Raw genomic sequence first — 17,006 nt, forward strand, 5'->3', positions numbered from 1 at the left:
TGGGCGGCGGCCGGAGACCGGCTCACGTTCGGGAGGGAGGACGACCGGGGCCCGAGCTGAGCGGCAGGACCCTGTCGGCCCATTCGGGCAGCTCGCGCGACGTGGCTCGCAAGGAGCCTTGGCGAAGCGAGACGTGCCGTCGTGGTCGTCAATACCCAGGCCACCAAGGTAAGGCCAACTCCCCAGAGCCCGCGGACTGTCACCCGTGTCGATGCCTCTATCTGTGGGACAGCGGATTCCACTGGGGCGAGTGGCTCGAACCCCGGCAGGCCGACGACACACCGTTCTACCTGCAGGACCACGGCCCGGTCGCGACGGCGTACCTGTACTGGTCCACCCACCTGCTGAGCCGCGTCGCGACCGTGCTCGGCAAGACCGACGGGGCCGCCGAGTACGGCGAACTCGCCGCCCGCGTACGGGAGGCGTGGCGCGCCGAGTTCATCCGGCCCGACGGCTCACTGACCGTCGATACACAAGCCAATCACGTGCGCGCCCTCGCGTTCGGGCTGGTGCCGGAGGAACTCCGCGCCCGGACCGCACAGCGCCTCGTGGAGCTCATCCGAGCTGCGGACACACACCTCGGCACCGGCTTCCTCGCGACGCCGTACCTGCTGCCGATGCTCGCCGACACCGGCCACCTGGACGTCGCCTACGAACTGCTGCTCCAGGACACATGCCCGTCGTGGCTCGCAATGGTCGACCAGGGCGCAACCACCATCTGGGAGGACTGGAACGGCGTCGATGACGACGGCACCCCGCACGCGTCGCTCAACCACTACAGCAAGGGCGCCGTCGTCTCCTTCCTTCACCGCCATGTCGCCGGCATCCGGCCGCGTCAGGACTCACCGGCCTACCGGCACTTCGACGTCCGGCCCGAACCGGGGGGCGGCCTCGCATCAGCGGAGGCCGAGTTCGACTCCCCGTACGGTCGCATCGCCTCCCGGTGGCGCATCTCGGACGGCCGTTTCCACCTGACCGTCCAGGTTCCACCGGGCACCACGGCGACGGTGACGATGCCGGACGGGCGGGTGTTCGATGTCGGCCCCGGCGAGCACCACGAGACCTGCCCGACATCCTGAGATCACCGACACGGAGGACCAGAGCGATGCCCAGTAATGCCTTCAGCCTCATGACAGACATCATCAAGTCGGGGCAGACGGACACGGCCGCGAAGCCGGCGGACCTGGCCGCCGACCGGCGACAGCAGGCCGACATCGCAGCGATGTACCGGCCCGTCCCCGGAGTCCGCGACGAACCCCTGGCGGACCTGCGGGACGGGTCTTACCTGATGACCCCCGACCAGCCCCGCGGGGATCTGGTGATCCTCTACATCCACGGCGGAGGATTCCGGACCGGGCTGGCGGCGATGGCACGGCCGCTCGCCGCCCATCTGGCCCTGGGCACACGGGCGCGTGTGGTGCTCCCCGAGTACCGGCTCGCACCTGAAGACCCCTACCCCGCAGGTCCGGACGACTGTGTCGCCGCGTTCGAGTACGCCGCGACCCTCGCCCCGCGCGTGGTGGTCGCCGGGGAGTCCGCAGGCGCGAATCTCGCTGCCGCGGTGCTGCTGCACGCGAAGGCGCAGCAGGACACGCGGGCCCTGGCCGGCGTGCTCTACTCCGGCGTCTTCGACCTGCGTATCGAGCGCTACAGCTCCGGAAGCTGGGTCGAACGCCGCGACACCGACCTCATCCTCGCAGGCGCGGACAGCGCGATGACCACCGACTACATCGGTGACCACCACGCGGACGCGCCCCTCATCTCGCCCCTCCTTGCCGACCTGCGGGGACTGCCGCCGCTGTTCGTCCAGGTGTCGAGCACCGAGATGCTGCTGGACGACTCACTCGAGCTGGTGACGAGAGCGGCACGGGCGGGAGTGCACGTGGAGTTGGAGGTGTGGCCGGAGATGACCCATGCCTGGCAGATCGCCGCAGGCTTCGTCCCCGAGGCGACCGAAGCCGCCGCCCGCACGGCTGCTTTCATCAACCGCGTGGCCGAAGGCCGGGTCGTCGACGGGGCCGCCCTGCTCGGCGGTCCCGCGACTCTCGACGAGGCCTGACAGCCTGGCTACTGTCGGAGGGCCCGCTGGCCCGACATCCGATGAGCAGCTCGTGGCCTCCAGCTCACCGGGCGGTCCTCGGTCTCCGGAGAGAGCCGTGGCTCGCGTCGTCAGGGGAGGTGGCCATGCGGACGGCTCAGGTCACGATTATCGCGCCCCGAGAGGGGCACGGCGACGGGGCCCTCTGCCTGTGGGGAGGAGCCCGGCTCCAGGTCTGGCTAGGGGTCACCGCGCCGCCGTGCACCCCTATTGGGCATTGACGAATACTCGGGCCGCGTTCGGAGTGCGCTCGCAACATCGTCCGAGGTGGTTGATTCATCCCCCTAATCCCGAAAGTCAGTAGATTTTCGACTGGCTACGCATCGCCTCCCCCGGTGCCCACCGCGACCCGGGCGGCATCCGTCTGCCGTGGCGGCGCGCCGGGCGCCGAGGCCGGGTGAGTCGTCCGGCGGGCCAGCCTCTCCCCCTCGATGTCCACGTCCGGCAGGGCCCGCTGCAGGAAGCGCGGCAGCCACCAGGCACTGCCGCCGAGGATCGCCATCACCGCCGGCACAAGCGTCATACGGACGACGAACGCGTCCAGGAGCACACCGATCCCGAGGGCGAATCCCATGCCCTTGATGACCTGCATATCGGCGAAGACGAAGGACCCGAAGACGGCGATCATGATCAGGGCGGCCGCGGTGACGACCTTGGAACCGTGGGCGAACCCCCGGATCATGGCCTCGGCGGGCGGCCGACCGTGGGCGTGCTCCTCGCGCATCCGGGAGACGAGGAAGACCTCGTAGTCCATCGCCAGGCCGAAGAGGATGCCGACGAGCAGCATCGGCAGGAAACTCAGCACCGGGCCGGTGTCCTTGATACCGAGGAGCCCGGAGAGCCATCCCCACTGGAAGACGGCGACCAGTGCGCCGAGCGAAGCCCCCAGCGAGAGCAGGAAGCCGACGGCAGCCTTCACCGGTACGGCGATCGCGCGGAAGACGATAACCAGGAGCAGTAGCGCCAGGCTCATGACCAGCAGGCAGTAGACGGGCAGGGCCGCCGAGAGCTTGTCCGCCACGTCGATGTTGACGGCGGTCGTGCCGGTGACCGCGATGTCCGTGTCCGTGTGCTCCTCGACAGCGTCGCGCGCGTGCCGGATTTCGGCGAGAACCCCCTTGGTGGCCTCCGTCTCGCGCCCGCTCGACGGCGTGACGCTGATCAGGGCGGCGTCGCCGGATGCCGCGGTCACCACCGGGGACACGGCGCGGACGCCGGGCAGGTCCCGGACCGTCGAGGAGAATTCCTCGGCAGTGGCGACCACGGTCCTGGTGGCGCCCTGGACCAGAACGACCAGGGTGCCGCTGTAGCCGGGACCGAAGCCGTCGTCGACGAGTCGCTGCGCGCGCGCCGCGGAGGTGTCGGGGTCCTGGGTGCCGCCGAGGCCGAGCTGCAGGTCGGCCGCCGGGACGGCAAGGATTCCCAGGCCCAGAAGGGACACGACGAGCACGGTCCAGCGGCGCCGTGACACGAGGGTCGCCCAACGCCACCCCGCGCCCTTTCGCTCCGTACGGCGTGCAGCACGCTCCGTGGAGCGGCGCAGCACCGGGACGGTGCTGGTGGCGATACGGGCACCCATCAGACCGAGCACTGCTGGGAGAAGGGTGACAGCGACCAGCACGGAGACCACCACCGTCGCGGCGGCTCCCAGCCCCATCACGGTGAGGAACGGAATGTTCACCACGGACAGCGCGGCCAGCGCGATCACGACCGTGGCGCCGGCGAACACCACCGCGCCGCCGGCCGTGCCGTTCGCAAGGCCGGCCGACTCCTCGGGGTCCATGCCCTCCCTGACCTGGATCTGGTGGCGGGAGACGGCTGGTCCAGGTACCGCCGTCCTGGACGGTGGTGGTCAGCGGCGGACCGGGGCGATGTGGACGCGGAAGCGCACGAGAGGAGAAGGACCTGCCGACTGCCCGCAGCAGTCTGCGCAAAATGATCCGCGCCGAGAACGCCTGACCCAGACATCCGTCTCCGCGACGACCCCTGACCAGCAGCTTCCTTGCTGGGACACACATCGGCCTCGGCAATGATCCGTGATCAGGTAGGGTCCTTGTCATGTCCTACATGTTCGTCCGCCGCCGGACCGCCTAAGACGTCTGCCGCCGCAGTCGCTCTGCGACCGGCGCCAGTCGAGGAACCCGCAGGAGACCACCGCGGTCTCACGGCACTGCCCTGCGGGTATCGCTCGACCTGACCGTCGACGCGCACCGTTTGCCGGTGAGCGCATCCACCTCGCGTGCTGCCCTTGGCGGCACGCGGTGGTTGACCGCTGCCACCGGCCTGCATGCGCCCGGCCAGTGAACCGCGATGCGCCTGGCGACAGGCACGTCCGTCTCTCCTTCAGCTTCGGCGGCTCACCGCGCCGGCATCGGCCCATCAGCCATGCCTGCCTGCCGGGCCGCCCACCGGACATTGGACTGACCCGTATGACATCTCTCTCCCACAACGCCACCCGTCCGCGGCAGGCCCGCGATGCGAATACGACGTTCGTGCTCGTGCACGGCTCGTGCTCCAGTTCGTTGATGTGGGCTCCTGTCCAGCGCGAGCTCGCGCTGCTCGGCCATCGCAGCTTCGCCGTCGATCTGCCGGGGCACGGCTTCGACGCGCAGTACCCGGCGGCCTACCAGGCCCCCCAGGACCTCGACGCGTGGGCAGCCGAGCCGTCGACACTGGCCGGAGTCACCCTGCAGGACAACATCGACATGGTCGTCGACATCGTCCGACGGGTGGCCGAGCACGGACCGGTGGTCCTGGTGGGCGCCAGCCTCGGCGGAACCACCATCACGGGGGTGGGCAACACGATCCCTGCCCTGGTGAGCCGGCTCGTCTACATCTCCGCATGGGCGTGCGTGCAACGATCGAACCCCATCGAGTACATGCAGGAGCCCGAGTTCGGCGACAACCTGCTCGCCCCACTGGCCGCGCTGAACGTCGGCAACCCCGCCGAACTCGGCGTCGGACGGGCCAACTACCGCACCGCCGACTCAAACCTGTTCGCCGCCGCCAAGGCAGCGATCATGGCAGACGGCACTGACCAGCAGTTCCGGGCCTTCCTCAACATCCTGCAGCCGGACGAGTCCGTGGCGGTGATGATGTCCGACGCACGCGGCCACGCCGACACCTGGGGCACAATCCCCCGCAGCTACATCCGCCTCGCCGACGACCGGACGCTTCCCGCAGCCATGCAGGACCGCCTGATCGCCGAAGCCGACGCCCTGACGCCCGACAATCCGTACGACGTGCACACCCTCACCACCAGCCACGTCGGTTTTCTGCTCAAACCTGCGGAGCTGGCCAACATCCTTGATCACCTAACCGTGTGACCCGGAAAGCACACACCACCGGCTAGCGCGTTGAAGGGGGAAGCCAACCGGCTGCCCCCTTCAACGAAATGGCCCACCCGCTTCCGCTGGGACTACATCAGCAAGACGTGCCTTGCGTGCCTGCCACTCATACAGCGCTCTCACCTGCTAGGTTCCCCGGCAGCTCTAGATAACCACCGCCTGGCACCGCTTCGACCCGGGCCGCCACACCCACGCCAGCCAGAACTGGGTCGCCGGCCTGCACAACGCCCACGCCGCCGGGGACCACGACATGGGCGCCGGTCTCCTGGGCGACCTCGCCTACCAGGTCGCCTGGCGGCACGACCACGCCACCGCCGCCAGCATCCTCCAGCACGCCCTGACCCGCGCCCAGAACCCCGCCGCCCGCTGCCTGCTCCAGCTCCGCCTCGCCCGCACCCTCGCCGCACACGGCGGCCGCAGCGAACGCCGGACGGTCCTGCGCGCCCTGTCCGCGGCCGAGCAACACCTCAACGACGCCGGCACCGACCGGCCCGCCTGGTGCGCCTGGGTGTCCGAAGCCGACCTCGCCGTCGACTCGGGCCAGGCCCTCCTCGACCTCGGCGACATCGGCCGCGCCCACCAGCTCATCGCCGAAGGCGAAAGCCTCCTGCCGCCCTCCCGGGACAAGACGAGGGGCGTCTTCCTCGCCTACCGCGCCGCGAGCCACCTCGACCGGAAAGAACCCGAACCCGCCGCAGCGGCCGCCACCAAGTCCCTGCTCCGCGCCCGCCGCATCGGAGCCCCCCGCTGCGTCCGCCTCGTCGACGACCTGCTCCCCCCTTCCAGCCCTACGCCCATGCACAGGGCGTCCCCGAACTCCTGCGACTCGCCGCCGCACAAGGCGAGATCCAGCTGGGCTACGGCCGCAGCGCCCGATCCCGATGAGCGCTGCGACAACGGTCGATCGGCAGCCACCGTAGCCGCGGGCATCGCCAGTGATCGATCAGCCTCCGCGATCGCCCCTCGGGTCTACGGCTCCTCCGGCCAGCTCATCAGCCGGGTGCCCGTCGCTTCGTCGTCCAGGGTGATGCGGGTTCGGTCTCCGCCCCCGTACGCGCCGATCCACCTCGTGGTCTTGTCCTCCGCGGTGGCCACCTCGTCCCACCAGCCTTCCAGCATCGGCCGCTCCCCCGCGCACACGGTGACCCGGTGCCGGCCCGCCACCGGCCTGCCGGCCGCCCAGTTCAGCCGGATCCCCGCGATCATGCAATCCCGGCACTGGTCGTGCCAGCGCAGACCGAGGCCGACGACGTCCACGACGCGCGTGGCTACCGCGAGCGCCCCGCAGGAGCAGCGGCGCCGGTCGGGCGAGTGGATGTCGATGCGGGCGAGCCAGTCGGCGTGCGCCGGGTGGGGTGGGGCGGGGTCCAGGGTGGCCGGGTCGATGCCGAGGAATGTAAGCCAGGATCGCCGGACTGATCGGCGGCAGGGCCACCAACCGGGAAGTCCGCGGAGCTGTTCATCAGCGTCAAGACGGTGGAAGGTGCCCTGTCGCGGGTCTACCGCAAGTTCGGGGTTCGCTCACGCACCGCGCTCGCGCATGCAATGGCAGTCGCCGTCATCGCAGCCGGAGCGGCCGTGGGTTCCTCTGACGAGAGCCAACTGGGCTCCGCTGCAAGACGGTGACAATGGGCCAGCCCACCCGCCCCCGCATTCCGCGTGCGCTCGACACACGCCGTTGACGTGACATCCGCGGTTAACACGTGAAGCAAGGGTTCCCCCGCTCATGCGGGTGGGGCTGATGTTCCTACGTTGAAGCCGTTCCATTTGCCAGCGCGGGCGCGTCGTTGACCCCGTCCCCGACGACCAGCACCCTGCGGCCCGCGCCCTCCAGCTCCTGCACCGCGCTCGCCCTGTGTTGTGGCAGGAGTCCGGCTCGTACGTCAGTGATTCCGATCCGCGAGCGCCAGCGGTTCCATCATCCCCGTGCTCGCCTCCCTGCTGCACAACACCAGCAGCATCGCCGTGGTCGCCAGCTCCGCACGCCTCGTGGGCCACACCCCGCACCTGTCGAGCGACACCGCCGGACACCCGCGCGCCGCACCACTGGAGGAGCGGCGGGTGCACTGACCAGGACCACCACTCCACATCGCCCACCTCGGGCGCCGTGGAGCAGACCGCGAGGCACAGCCGACCCTCACAAGTAGTAATGGCATTCGTTTTCATATAGCGTGCTTCCTGCTCACCCACTCAGGAGGAGGACCCATGGCCGTTCCCAAGCGGAAGATGTCCCGCAGCAACACCCGCCACCGCCGCGCCCAGTGGAAGGCGACCACGCCGGCGCTCGTCCCGATCAGTGTCGACGGCGTTCCCTACTTGGTGCCTCAGCGGCTGGTGAAGGCGTACGAGCGTGGGCTGCTGCGCCCCGGAGGCTGACCGCACATGCCCTTCGACCGACTGCCCGTCACCGTTCTGTCCGGATTCCTGGGTGCGGGCAAGACCACCCTCCTCAACCACGTCCTCGGCAACCGTGAGGGACTGCGCGTCGCCGTCATCGTCAACGATATGAGCGAGGTCAACATCGACGCCGCCCTGGTGCGCGGCGGCGAGGCAGCCCTGTCGCGCACCGAGGAACGTCTGGTCGAGATGACCAACGGCTGCATCTGCTGCACTCTGCGCGACGACCTGCTCGAGGAGGTCGACCGGCTGGCCCGCGAGGGCCGCTTCGACTACCTGCTCATCGAGTCGTCGGGCATCTCCGAACCGATGCCGGTGGCAGCCACCTTCGCCTTCGCCCGCGACGACGGCGCCACCCTCGACGACATCGCCCGCCTGGACACCATGGTGACGGTCGTCGACGCCGCCGGCTTCCTGCCCGGGCTGGCGAGCGGCGACGAGGTGACCGAGCGCGGCCTGGACCAGTACGAGGACGACGAACGAACCGTCAGCGACCTGCTGATGGACCAGATCGAGTTCGCCGACGTCATCGTCCTCAACAAACTCGACCTCGTCGACGAGGAGTCGGCCGACCGGCTGCGGGCGACGCTCACCCGCCTCAACCCGGCCGCGCGCATCGTCCCCGCCGTCCAGGGCCGTGTGAAAGCAGCCGACGTACTGGGCACCAGGCTGTTCGATCTGGAACGGGCCCAACAGGCCCCCGGCTGGGTGAGGGAGCTCAACGGCGACCACGTCCCCGAGACGGAGGAGTACGGGATCTCCTCGACCGACGTTCGTCACCGAGGACCTCGACAGCGGCGCGTACGGGCAGATCCTGCGCTCCAAGGGGTTCTTCACGCTGGCCAGCCGCCCGAACGTGACGGGCCTGTGGTCACAGGCCGGCTCCGTCGCACGCTTCGAGCCCTCCGCCGCCCGCGACACCGACAGCGCCGACAGCCAGGAACTGGTCTTCATCGGCACGCACCTGCACAGAGACGCCCTGCACGCGGCACTGACCGACTGCCTCATGGCCTACGACGAGAGCCCGCCACCCACGGACCCGTTCCCCGCCTGGGACACCTACGGCATCGACGACACCTGCGAGCATGAGCATCCCGGACTCTTGGCAGGCGCCTGAAGACCCCGGGCCGGGCGGCGCACGCGGCCACTGCACCGCCCGGCCCGGTACCCACTCCGATACGGCAGACCGTCATGGGAGAGAACGGATGCGCTTGTCGCGCCGAGAACCGGCGCGCCCGCTATACCACGCCCGAGCGAAAGGGCTCCAGTCACCTGAGGTTCCGCCACCGCCGGCGCTGAAAGGTCCCTGGTCTGGGAACCACGCAGCCGTCACTCTGCCTGATTCCTGCCGGGGGTGTGCGGGTGCACGGCCTCCATCGCGCGTGCGGTGCGTCCGTGGTGTCGTACGGCGAAGCGAGTGGTGTGCGCGATCAGGATTGCGCGGGGGGCCGTGGCGGGCTCGCCGATGCAGTACGCCTCGTCACGCGGACGCTCGTGGACGTCGTCCTCGGCGGTGTCGCGGTCGCCAGGGTGGCCTGGGTCCTCGGGCCTGCGCACGCGCTCGACCTCTTTACCCCGCCCTTCGCGGCTTGGTGGACGGTCTTCACGGCCGTCGCCGTCCGGGGCGTCCCGTTCCTGTTGCTGTTACTTCTTCGCTCTGGGGAAGGTCGTGGAATCGGGCGACTCGTTCGAGTGGATCCTTTCCGGCACCCACGACCGCGCCAACACCCAACTGGGGATACCTGCCACCGGCAAGCGGTTCGAGTGCCCCGGCGTCACCATCGGCGTGCGGAGCGACGGACTCATCACCGAGAACCGCGACTACTGGAACTTCGCGGGCTTCCTCGTGCAGACCGGCCTCCTGCCGCCCTTGGGCTGAACAGCTGACCGGCCCCCTTCGGCACCGTAAGCAGAAGGGGCGTACACCGTCCCCGAGGGCCCCGTCTCATCGATGGAACCCGCTGTTGACTGACCGGGGCCGGGCGGGCAGCGGTCATTGTCCGATCATGCTCGGCGAGCGGGCCCGGGCATCAATCCGGGCCCGGGCCGAGCATGCGGCGGGAGAGCTCGGCGAACTGGAGCAGCTCGGGCATGGTCCGGTGCTTGGAGTAGGCCAGGGCGACCATGCGCGGTGCGACGCCTTCCAGCGTCAGGTAGACGACGTCGTCACGGCGGTAGAAGCCGGCCATGCCGGCCGGCATGACATAGCAACTGGACCCGAAGGCGACGTTCTGCAGGCATTCCTCGATCGTCGACGGGAACCGTCCGCTGTCCCCCGGCGGCGCGACCGGATCGAGCGGGATGCGGCCGCGCCATTCGGGTACGTCCCTCGGATCCTGCAACAAGGTCATGTCGCGCAGGTCCTCTACATGTACCGCCTTGAGTTCCGCGAACGGATGCTCACTGGACAACGCCACCACGCGTGGCTCCGGGAAGAGGGGGACCACCTCGAACATGCCCTCAGGCAGCGGCAGTCGGACGTAGCAGACGTCCACCCGCCCGTCGAGCAGGAAGTCAACCTGGTCGGTGACCGAGGTGTGGACGACATCGATGTCCAGTTGCGGCGCCATCCGGGCGAACTCCCGCACGATGGGAGTGACGATGACACCCGGCATGAAGCCGATGGTGAACTGGTTCACCTCCCGGCTCGCCGTCCGCACCCGCTGCTGCACCGCCTGCGCCATCGCCAGCAACGGCCGGGCGTCCTCCAGCAACTGGTGCCCCGCCCGCGTCAGTGCGGTGCCTTGCCGGTCGCGCTGGAAGAGGACCACGCCCAGATCCTCCTCCAGCGCTCGGATCTGACGGCTGAGCGCCGGCTGCGTCATGTAGAGGCGGCTCGCTGCCCGCACGAAGCTGCACTCCTCCGCCACGGCAACGAAGTAGCGAACCCGGCGTAATTCGAGGTCCATGAGGGTCATCATAATCGAACAGATGGGTGATGGTGGGGCCGGGCCAGAGCACCGACGTCAAGACCGGTTGCGCCAGCTGAGCGAATAGGCTGCCTGGCGGGCACGCATCAGTTCTCCGAGAGGTCGATGCTCCGTTGCCGCGATCCAAGCGTTGAAGCTGCTCTTCTCGACGGTTTCCGCCAATGCCTCGTCCGGCGCTTGCCGAGGCAAGCGCAGCCGCGCCACGGTGAGCCACGGCGCGTCCCATGAGACAGAGGAGTCTTCGATCGGCGTACGACTCTCGTCCTCGAAGAACTGGGCCTGGAAGAGGAACTCCAGGTCGCCGTCGGCGAGTCGCGCACAGATGTCGGCGGCCAGATCCTTGCGCGCTTCTTTGCTGATCTCCGACGAGGCGGCGCACAGCTTCAACCGTGCCGCGTAGCCGCCGAACGTGATGGGCATGACGCTGAAGAAGTCATGCGTGGCGAATCCGCTGAACGGCTTCACCATGTCCCGGAAGTTCGCGACAGCACTGCGGGTCAGCTGCGGCTTCATCGCGGCCTTACGGAGCGCGGCGCCGGGCGCACTCGTGGAGAGGTCGACGATTCCGACGACGTCCGCGCTGCCACGGACGTTCAGGGTCTCCTGACTGACCAGCGTGAAGTTCTGTTCGACATCGGCGGACGACGGCGTCGAAGCCCCGAACACCTTGATCGCGAACCCGCGGATGTCGGGAGTCCGGTCGGCGGAGAAGTTTCCGTTGGACAGCCGAACATGCGCCTCAAGGGCAGTAGGAGTGGCAAAAATTCCTTGCCTCGCATAATCAGGAAGATCTTCTTCCACCACGAAGGCGGCTCTCAGAGCAGCCACTTGATTACGGTGCAGCGCTCTGCCGTGGCCTTGCTTTTTCATGCGCTTGCGTTGCAGTTCAGTGAAAACGTGCGCCTGTTCCTCATGCTGGGTACTCTCATCAGGCAGAAACACTTCGCGCCATCGAGTGCTCGGCATAGGTAAACCTTCTTATTGTTCGGGCCCTCTGCTGGACAGAAGGCGGCCACGGCCTGACGCCGGCGTCGGCGCCCAGGGACTTCAGCCCTGTTGTGCAGGCGTTCGTGGTTGTTGTGTGTCCACACACGCGACGCCCATTCGAGGCAAGCCGCGGAGCAGCCTGCACGTAAGTGCGTAGATCACTGCTCCGACGAGCTTTTCATCCACCATCCGCCACAAGAACTTCATCACTACCGCACCTTCTCATTCATTCGCATTCAGGGCCACCGTGCGGCCTTTCTCCCAACGGGTACTCAGGGATGTGGCATATCGTGCCGGAGATTATCGGCATCCCGTTCGGCGACGAGCAGCACAGTCGCGTTGACTCCGGTGTTGCACATGGACGGCAACCCCGAGGGTCCACGACACACGGACCGTCGACGCCGTGCACTTTCAGCTCCGAGTCGGCGACAGCGAGGGCGTCCATCCCGATCTGAGGTGCCGACGATGTTGTGGAACGTTGTCATGTTCCTGCCCCCGCCTGCCGGTGCCCGGAAGCCCGACCCGGCAGCGAGGTCACCGAGTTGGTGGGCCTCTGCGGGAACATGCGGTACCAGGGGGTTCACCTACCGCCCAACGAGCGGCCAGCCCGAGAGAGCCCCCAGCTCCGTCACGTTGCGGCACAGGACAGAGGTGCATGGACATCTGTCCTTCATGCACCAGCGAGCCGCGACGACGCATTGTCAAAACCTTTTCCTCAAGCCGAGTTCCGTCTTCCACCGAGCATTGCGTCACCCGACTTTTCATGCCAATGCCGATCACCTGCACTGTCATGTCGAACCGGCATGACAGCAGTACAGAGGCCCTCCTCACCGTCGCCAGTCGCCGTAGCGATGACGGCGACCAGACGATCCGAACCACGCGAACGACTCACCGTCCAGGCGACGACCTTCCCGCACCCTCGATTCGCGAACACCGATGCCAGCCACGCCCCGTTGCAGCCTCAGGCCGCAGATCCTGACCGGAGCACTCTCACGAGAGGGCCGGCCCGCGCCCGGATCCCCTCTTTGTCCGAACGCCACCCTGCTCGACCTGGCCACACCCACAGCACCGACATCTGGGCCCGACCTCGCCCCCTGGGACATCAGACGGAAGCCTCGCGATGCGCTGCTGCGACGAGCCGTCGGCAGTTCCCGATCACTACGTCAGCACCACCACGGCAGCCTCCGCGAGAGGGCGGCAATGCCACCGGGCCGACAGTACAAATCGGCGAGTCAGGCCGGGAGCACGACGAACTCGGTACGGCAAAGGTCAGAAATTCAGCTCCGGAAATTCTGACATCTCGGGCCTGCCCGCTGAGAACAAGGAACGTTAGAGCCGACTCATGCCGAATCGGCATGGACGGAAGCAGGATCGGCATTGGCGGACTGCGGTTGCGGCCGCCATAGTCGTTTTCACCAAGCAATGCGGGTGGGCACCCCGATGGAGTTCCGATTCACACGGACCACGACCGCCTCCCCAGCAAATTTCGCTAAGCAACTGACCAAAGGAATAACGCCACATGAAGTCCACCGTTCGAATCAAAGCGCTGGCGGCTGCCGGGCTTGCGAGTGGCGCGCTCGTAGCCTCGCTGGCCGTGACGAACGCGAGCGCTGTCGCGACCGGCGCGAATCATCACACCGTCGCCAAGCAGACGGAGCACCGAGCGAAGCCGACGGTGGTCCTGGTCCACGGGGCATTCGCCGATTCCTCCGGCTGGAACAACGAAATCGGCTACCTCCGACGCCACGGCTACCCGGTCCTCGCGATCGACACCCCGCTGCGCGGCCTGGCCTTCGACAGCGCCTACGTCGAGGCACAGCTCAAGACCATCAAGGGCCCCGTCGTGCTGGTCGGCCACTCCTACGCAGGAGAGGTCGTCAGCCAGGTCGCCGCAAAGACGTCGAAGGTCAAGGCCCTCGTGTACGTGGCGGCTCTCATTCCGAAGGCGGGAGAAACCGCCGGCTCCCTGATCGGACAGTTCCCCGGATCGCAGCTCATTCCGGAGAACTTCCGCACTATTCCCCTGCCCGGCGGTGACACCGACGTGTACCTCAAGGCCGACAAGTTCGGCACCGTCTACGGCAATGGGCTGTCGAAGTCGGACATCCAGGTCGCCTCGGTCACTCAGGAGCCGGTCGCCCTTTCGGCGTTCACCGACAAAGCCACGGTGAATCCACCGGCGCAGACGCCGAAGTGGGCGGTCGTCTCGACCGAGGACCACGCCGTGCCGACGGTCGCCCAGAAGTTCGCGGCCCGCCGAGTGGGCGCCCACATCAGCTACACCCGCTCGGGCCACGATGTTCCTTCGATCAGCCCGGGAGCGGTCGACCGTGCCATCGTCGCCGCCGCCAACACCGTGCACTGAGCGTTTCAGCGTTGCCTCTCCAAGGTGAGGACGGTTCTGGCGATGACGGTCATGCGGTCGGGGCTGATCCGGGACCTGCGGATGTGCCAGGACTTCAGCCGTGCCATGCCGCGTTCGACTGGTGCTCTCGCCGCGGCCAGGGCCAGGTTGACAGTGCGCTGGGTGAGGGAGAGCTCACCACCCGGTGACCGTTTGAGTCCCGTGGTGACCCAGGGGCCGGCGCCCAGGTAGGCGCGGTCGGCGAGGATCGGGACGCCCTGGCGTTCGCAGATCTGGATAATGCGGTGGGTGCGGGCTGCGGTCAGGTCGTGGGTGCGGCCCGGCAGCGCGGGCGAGATCCACAGGACCTCTCCGGCGGGGTCGGTGACGGCCTGGACGTTCACGCCGTGCCGGCGGTGCTTGGCCGAGTAGTCGGCTCGGCTGTCGCCGACGCGGTCGCACTCGGCGAGTGTCCCGTCCAGCAGGACGAACTCCGGATCATGCTCGCGCAGTGTCTTGAGCAGGCCCGGGGCCCCTTCGGCGAGCAGGACGGTCACGGCGGTGACATACCCGTGGGCGGTGCCGCCGGATATCCCGAAGCCGGATGCGAGCCGGGTAAGGGTGTCGCGGCGGCGTAGGTACACCAGAGCGACGAGCGCCCGCTGGTGCGGCGGGAGTTTGCACCGTCGGTCACCCTCACGCGTGACGATGAGCATCGTGACCCACTCGACGAGGGCATGCGGGAGGTCGAGTGCGGCAGGATAGGGAGCCAACAGGGCTCCTGTGCCGATGGGTTGAGACTTCGAACACCTCCCCAACGGCGCGGGGGCTTGGTGCGTTGCGGCCCTCACCTCGACCCCACAGGCGTCACCCGATCAGTGGTCACGCTGAAAACGCTCAGTGAGCTTCTTCGAGTTGGCCACCGATCAGGTGACGGCCGCGAAGCGCAACGAGCGAGGCCCCCGGGCTGTTGATCGAGGTGTCTGACGTCTCAATCACGTTGCTCGGGGGCCTCGTTGGTCATCTATCCTGCCGCACTCGACCTGCCACATGCGCTCGTGGAGTGGGTGACGATGCTCGTCGTCATCCGTGAGGGCGACCGCCGCTGCAAGCTCCGCCCCTCTCAGCGTGCGATGGTGGCACTGATGTACCTGCGCGAGCACACCACCCTGGCGAAGATCGCTGCCGGGTTCGGGATCAGCGAGTCCACCGCACGCCTACAGCAGCGCCATCATCAACCTGCTGGCTTTACCGCGCCCCGGGGCTGCTGAAAGTCCTGCGCGAGGCCGATGCGGACTTCGTCCTGCTGGACGGCACGCTCGCCGAGTGCGACCGGGTCGGCGACGGACGGGCCGACTACTCCCACAAGCACCGTCGGCACGGCGTGAACGTGCGGGTGGTCACCGATCCGGACGGCCGGCTGTTGTGGCTCCCACCCGCGTTGCCGGGCCGAGCTCACGACCTGACCGCGGCCCGCACCCACCGGATCATCCGCATCTGCGAGCGCCGTGGCGTCCCGATCCTGGCCGATCTCGCCTACCAGGGCGGTGGCCCCTGGCTGACCATGGGCATCAAACGCAGACCCCTGCAGGAACTCAGCCTCACCGAGAAGACCCGGAATCGGGCCCTGGCCGCGGCACGGGCGCCGGTCGAACGCGGTGTCGCGCGTCTGAAGTCCTGGCGGATCTTCCGCAGGTCCCGATGCAGCCCCAACCGCATGACGTCAATCACCAAAGCCGTCCTCACCCTGGAGCGGCAACACTGAAGGAGCTCAATAAGGGATTCGGGAAATGGAGCGAGGTCTTCGGCGACGAGGTCGTGCTTGGCGCGATGATCGGCCGGCTGGTCCACCGCACCGAGGTGGTCGCCACGAAGGGCACCAGCTACCGTTTGAAAGAAAAAGATCTGGGTCGCGTACCCGCGGCCGCCGAGCCCGCTGAATAAAGATCAGACGCAATACTGGCGAGTCGGCAATGTCAACGGCCCTGTTTTGCCCGTCAGGCTGACAGGATTTGAACGTGCGGCCCCTTGGCCCGTCACGAACTATCCGTGATCGCTCATTGATGTAATGAATCGACGTCCTGCCCGCCACCACCCCAAAACAGTCAGCACAATGCTCCACACCACACAGCCCAATAGATCGACCGTCCACTGGCCTTCAGATCGAAAACTCTTGTCAATGCCGTCGGCGGCAAGCGATGTTGGCAACCAGCGAACTATCGGTTCCATCACCATCGGCACCGCGTTGAGTTTGTAGAACAGTGGGGTCAACGCGAGGCTGACGACGATGCCCATGTTGATCACCAGGTGGAGGACTCTGGCGAAGAAACCACTGAACTGAACAAAAAGCCCACGCCAGTCAGTGTCGCCACACAGAGAACCGCGAAGATCAGCCAGACCCCAACTGGGGCGATCTCAACACCAAGCACAGCTGAAGCAACCCACCCGACCATGATCGGGAAGATCACACGGATCAGCGCATCACCAGCCAGACCAGCGAGATAACCGTGTGCCGTCGCACCGTTGACGTGTAGGAGGGCACGTCGGCCCTGTACACGATCGTCGACGGGGCTCGTTCCGGTCTGCGCGAGCGTCAATATCAGTGCGGAGAGCACGACAGCACCAGCAACCACGCGAGTTCGTTCGGCCGCGACCAACGGCCAAGCGAATGTAGCCGCGCATCCGACCGGGACCACGAGCCCGGAGAGGATCATGGGAAGCCACAGGGATCGGCTCACCGACAACTGCAGACGAATATGCGCCATTCCTTCGGCAATAACACTTGCCATCATGACCACCGCACGCAGCGACTCGCCACCCATGGGAAGACGACGAGCGCGGATCCTCCTCCTACCGTAGCGGCGAACGGAAACGGCTGAGCCGCGCCAGTAGTACCACGCACC

The 17,006-nt window shown here is 67.6% G+C and carries 18 protein-coding genes and 4 pseudogenes; 11 read left to right on the plus strand and 11 right to left on the minus strand.

Going from position 1 to position 17,006, the window contains the following annotated elements:
* The first annotated feature begins 101 nt into the window (after nucleotides 1-101).
* Both AQJ58_RS41345 and AQJ58_RS24515 read left to right on the plus strand, forming a co-directional pair.
* Entirely contained in the window at nucleotides 102-1,079 is a 978-nt protein-coding gene (locus AQJ58_RS41345) for an alpha-L-rhamnosidase-related protein (RefSeq protein WP_234360272.1), read from the plus strand.
* A gap of 50 nt (nucleotides 1,080-1,129) precedes the next feature.
* Entirely contained in the window at nucleotides 1,130-2,059 is a 930-nt protein-coding gene (locus AQJ58_RS24515; RefSeq protein ID WP_159056313.1) for an alpha/beta hydrolase, read from the plus strand.
* A gap of 355 nt (nucleotides 2,060-2,414) precedes the next feature.
* On the opposite strand, the gene AQJ58_RS45980 is transcribed toward AQJ58_RS24515, so the two are convergent.
* Nucleotides 2,415-3,569: an MMPL family transporter gene (locus AQJ58_RS45980; RefSeq protein WP_420712184.1), complete on the minus strand. Its 1,155-nt coding sequence runs from the start codon at nucleotides 3,567-3,569 to the stop codon at nucleotides 2,415-2,417.
* A pseudogene (locus tag AQJ58_RS45455) lies at nucleotides 3,570-3,902 on the minus strand (MMPL family transporter); the annotation flags it as partial.
* Between the two features lie 625 nt (nucleotides 3,903-4,527).
* Between AQJ58_RS45455 and AQJ58_RS24525 the strand changes: the two are divergent.
* Nucleotides 4,528-5,424, plus strand: a complete 897-nt coding sequence (locus AQJ58_RS24525; RefSeq protein WP_067253577.1) for an alpha/beta hydrolase — start codon at nucleotides 4,528-4,530, stop codon at nucleotides 5,422-5,424.
* Nucleotides 5,425-5,551: 127 nt separating this feature from the next.
* Here AQJ58_RS24525 and AQJ58_RS24530 read toward each other — a convergent pair whose 3' ends face one another.
* The gene (locus tag AQJ58_RS24530) at nucleotides 5,552-6,112 is read right to left on the minus strand and encodes a hypothetical protein (protein ID WP_159056314.1); all 561 of its coding nucleotides are present in this window, start codon (nucleotides 6,110-6,112) and stop codon (nucleotides 5,552-5,554) included.
* A 302-nt stretch (nucleotides 6,113-6,414) separates the two neighbouring features.
* Nucleotides 6,415-6,702, minus strand: coding sequence for a hypothetical protein (locus AQJ58_RS24535; RefSeq protein WP_067253581.1), 288 nt, complete (start codon nucleotides 6,700-6,702; stop codon nucleotides 6,415-6,417).
* Nucleotides 6,703-6,921: 219 nt separating this feature from the next.
* On the opposite strand from AQJ58_RS24535, the gene AQJ58_RS44715 reads away from it, so the two are divergent.
* Entirely contained in the window at nucleotides 6,922-7,071 is a 150-nt protein-coding gene (locus AQJ58_RS44715; RefSeq protein ID WP_234360274.1) for a hypothetical protein, read from the plus strand.
* 142 nt (nucleotides 7,072-7,213) lie between these two features.
* Here AQJ58_RS44715 and AQJ58_RS41355 read toward each other — a convergent pair.
* Nucleotides 7,214-7,342 (minus strand): annotated as a pseudogene (locus AQJ58_RS41355) (HAD family hydrolase); the annotation flags it as partial.
* A 29-nt stretch (nucleotides 7,343-7,371) separates the two neighbouring features.
* Here AQJ58_RS41355 and AQJ58_RS43450 point away from each other — a divergent pair.
* The 3 genes and pseudogenes from AQJ58_RS43450 to AQJ58_RS24545 all read left to right on the plus strand — a co-directional run bounded on the left by AQJ58_RS43450 (nucleotide 7,372) and on the right by AQJ58_RS24545 (nucleotide 8,959).
* Nucleotides 7,372-7,515 (plus strand): hypothetical protein, encoded by a 144-nt coding sequence (locus AQJ58_RS43450; protein WP_159056315.1) that lies wholly within the window; start codon nucleotides 7,372-7,374, stop codon nucleotides 7,513-7,515.
* Between the two features lie 135 nt (nucleotides 7,516-7,650).
* On the plus strand, nucleotides 7,651-7,821 hold the full coding sequence (rpmF, locus tag AQJ58_RS24540) for a 50S ribosomal protein L32 (RefSeq protein WP_067253584.1): 171 nt from the start codon (nucleotides 7,651-7,653) through the stop codon (nucleotides 7,819-7,821).
* Nucleotides 7,822-7,827: 6 nt separating this feature from the next.
* Nucleotides 7,828-8,959, plus strand: a pseudogene (locus AQJ58_RS24545) (GTP-binding protein).
* Between the two features lie 212 nt (nucleotides 8,960-9,171).
* Here the strand turns inward: AQJ58_RS24545 and AQJ58_RS45700 are convergent.
* A complete protein-coding gene (locus tag AQJ58_RS45700) occupies nucleotides 9,172-9,399 on the minus strand; it encodes a hypothetical protein (protein ID WP_067253585.1) in 228 nt (75 codons plus the stop codon).
* A 112-nt stretch (nucleotides 9,400-9,511) separates the two neighbouring features.
* Here AQJ58_RS45700 and AQJ58_RS43460 point away from each other — a divergent pair, with 112 nt between their 5' ends.
* Nucleotides 9,512-9,721: a nuclear transport factor 2 family protein gene (locus tag AQJ58_RS43460; protein ID WP_067253588.1), complete on the plus strand. Its 210-nt coding sequence runs from the start codon at nucleotides 9,512-9,514 to the stop codon at nucleotides 9,719-9,721.
* A gap of 151 nt (nucleotides 9,722-9,872) precedes the next feature.
* Here AQJ58_RS43460 and AQJ58_RS24560 read toward each other — a convergent pair whose 3' ends face one another.
* Both AQJ58_RS24560 and AQJ58_RS24565 read right to left on the minus strand, forming a co-directional pair.
* Entirely contained in the window at nucleotides 9,873-10,751 is an 879-nt protein-coding gene (locus AQJ58_RS24560; RefSeq protein WP_067254210.1) for a LysR family transcriptional regulator, read from the minus strand.
* A gap of 57 nt (nucleotides 10,752-10,808) precedes the next feature.
* Nucleotides 10,809-11,738 carry a catalase family protein gene (locus AQJ58_RS24565; RefSeq protein ID WP_067253592.1) on the minus strand — a complete coding sequence of 310 codons (930 nt, stop codon included), beginning with the start codon at nucleotides 11,736-11,738 and terminating at the stop codon, nucleotides 10,809-10,811.
* A gap of 1,615 nt (nucleotides 11,739-13,353) precedes the next feature.
* Between AQJ58_RS24565 and AQJ58_RS24570 the strand changes: the two genes are divergently transcribed.
* Entirely contained in the window at nucleotides 13,354-14,124 is a 771-nt protein-coding gene (locus tag AQJ58_RS24570) for an alpha/beta hydrolase (protein WP_199844669.1), read from the plus strand.
* A 5-nt stretch (nucleotides 14,125-14,129) separates the two neighbouring features.
* Here AQJ58_RS24570 and AQJ58_RS24575 read toward each other — a convergent pair whose 3' ends face one another.
* Complete coding sequence (locus AQJ58_RS24575; protein ID WP_067253598.1) at nucleotides 14,130-14,876, minus strand: transposase family protein; 747 nt, start codon at nucleotides 14,874-14,876, stop codon at nucleotides 14,130-14,132.
* Between the two features lie 243 nt (nucleotides 14,877-15,119).
* Here AQJ58_RS24575 and AQJ58_RS24580 point away from each other — a divergent pair.
* A pseudogene (locus AQJ58_RS24580) lies at nucleotides 15,120-15,868 on the plus strand (transposase family protein).
* Nucleotides 15,805-16,047 carry an ATP-binding protein gene (locus tag AQJ58_RS43925; protein ID WP_324613820.1) on the plus strand — a complete coding sequence of 81 codons (243 nt, stop codon included), beginning with the start codon at nucleotides 15,805-15,807 and terminating at the stop codon, nucleotides 16,045-16,047. Before AQJ58_RS24580 ends, AQJ58_RS43925 begins: the two are co-directional and overlap by 64 nt.
* A 99-nt stretch (nucleotides 16,048-16,146) precedes the next feature.
* On the opposite strand, the gene AQJ58_RS43465 is transcribed toward AQJ58_RS43925, so the two are convergent.
* Nucleotides 16,147-16,398 (minus strand): hypothetical protein, encoded by a 252-nt coding sequence (locus AQJ58_RS43465; protein ID WP_159056316.1) that lies wholly within the window; start codon nucleotides 16,396-16,398, stop codon nucleotides 16,147-16,149.
* Nucleotides 16,399-16,403: 5 nt separating this feature from the next.
* Nucleotides 16,404-16,925, minus strand: a complete 522-nt coding sequence (locus AQJ58_RS43470; protein ID WP_159056317.1) for a hypothetical protein — start codon at nucleotides 16,923-16,925, stop codon at nucleotides 16,404-16,406.
* Between the last annotated feature and the right edge of the window lie 81 nt (nucleotides 16,926-17,006).

Origin of the sequence: Streptomyces sp. DSM 15324 (assembly GCF_001514285.1) — a bacterium.
GTDB lineage: Bacteria > Actinomycetota > Actinomycetes > Streptomycetales > Streptomycetaceae > Streptomyces.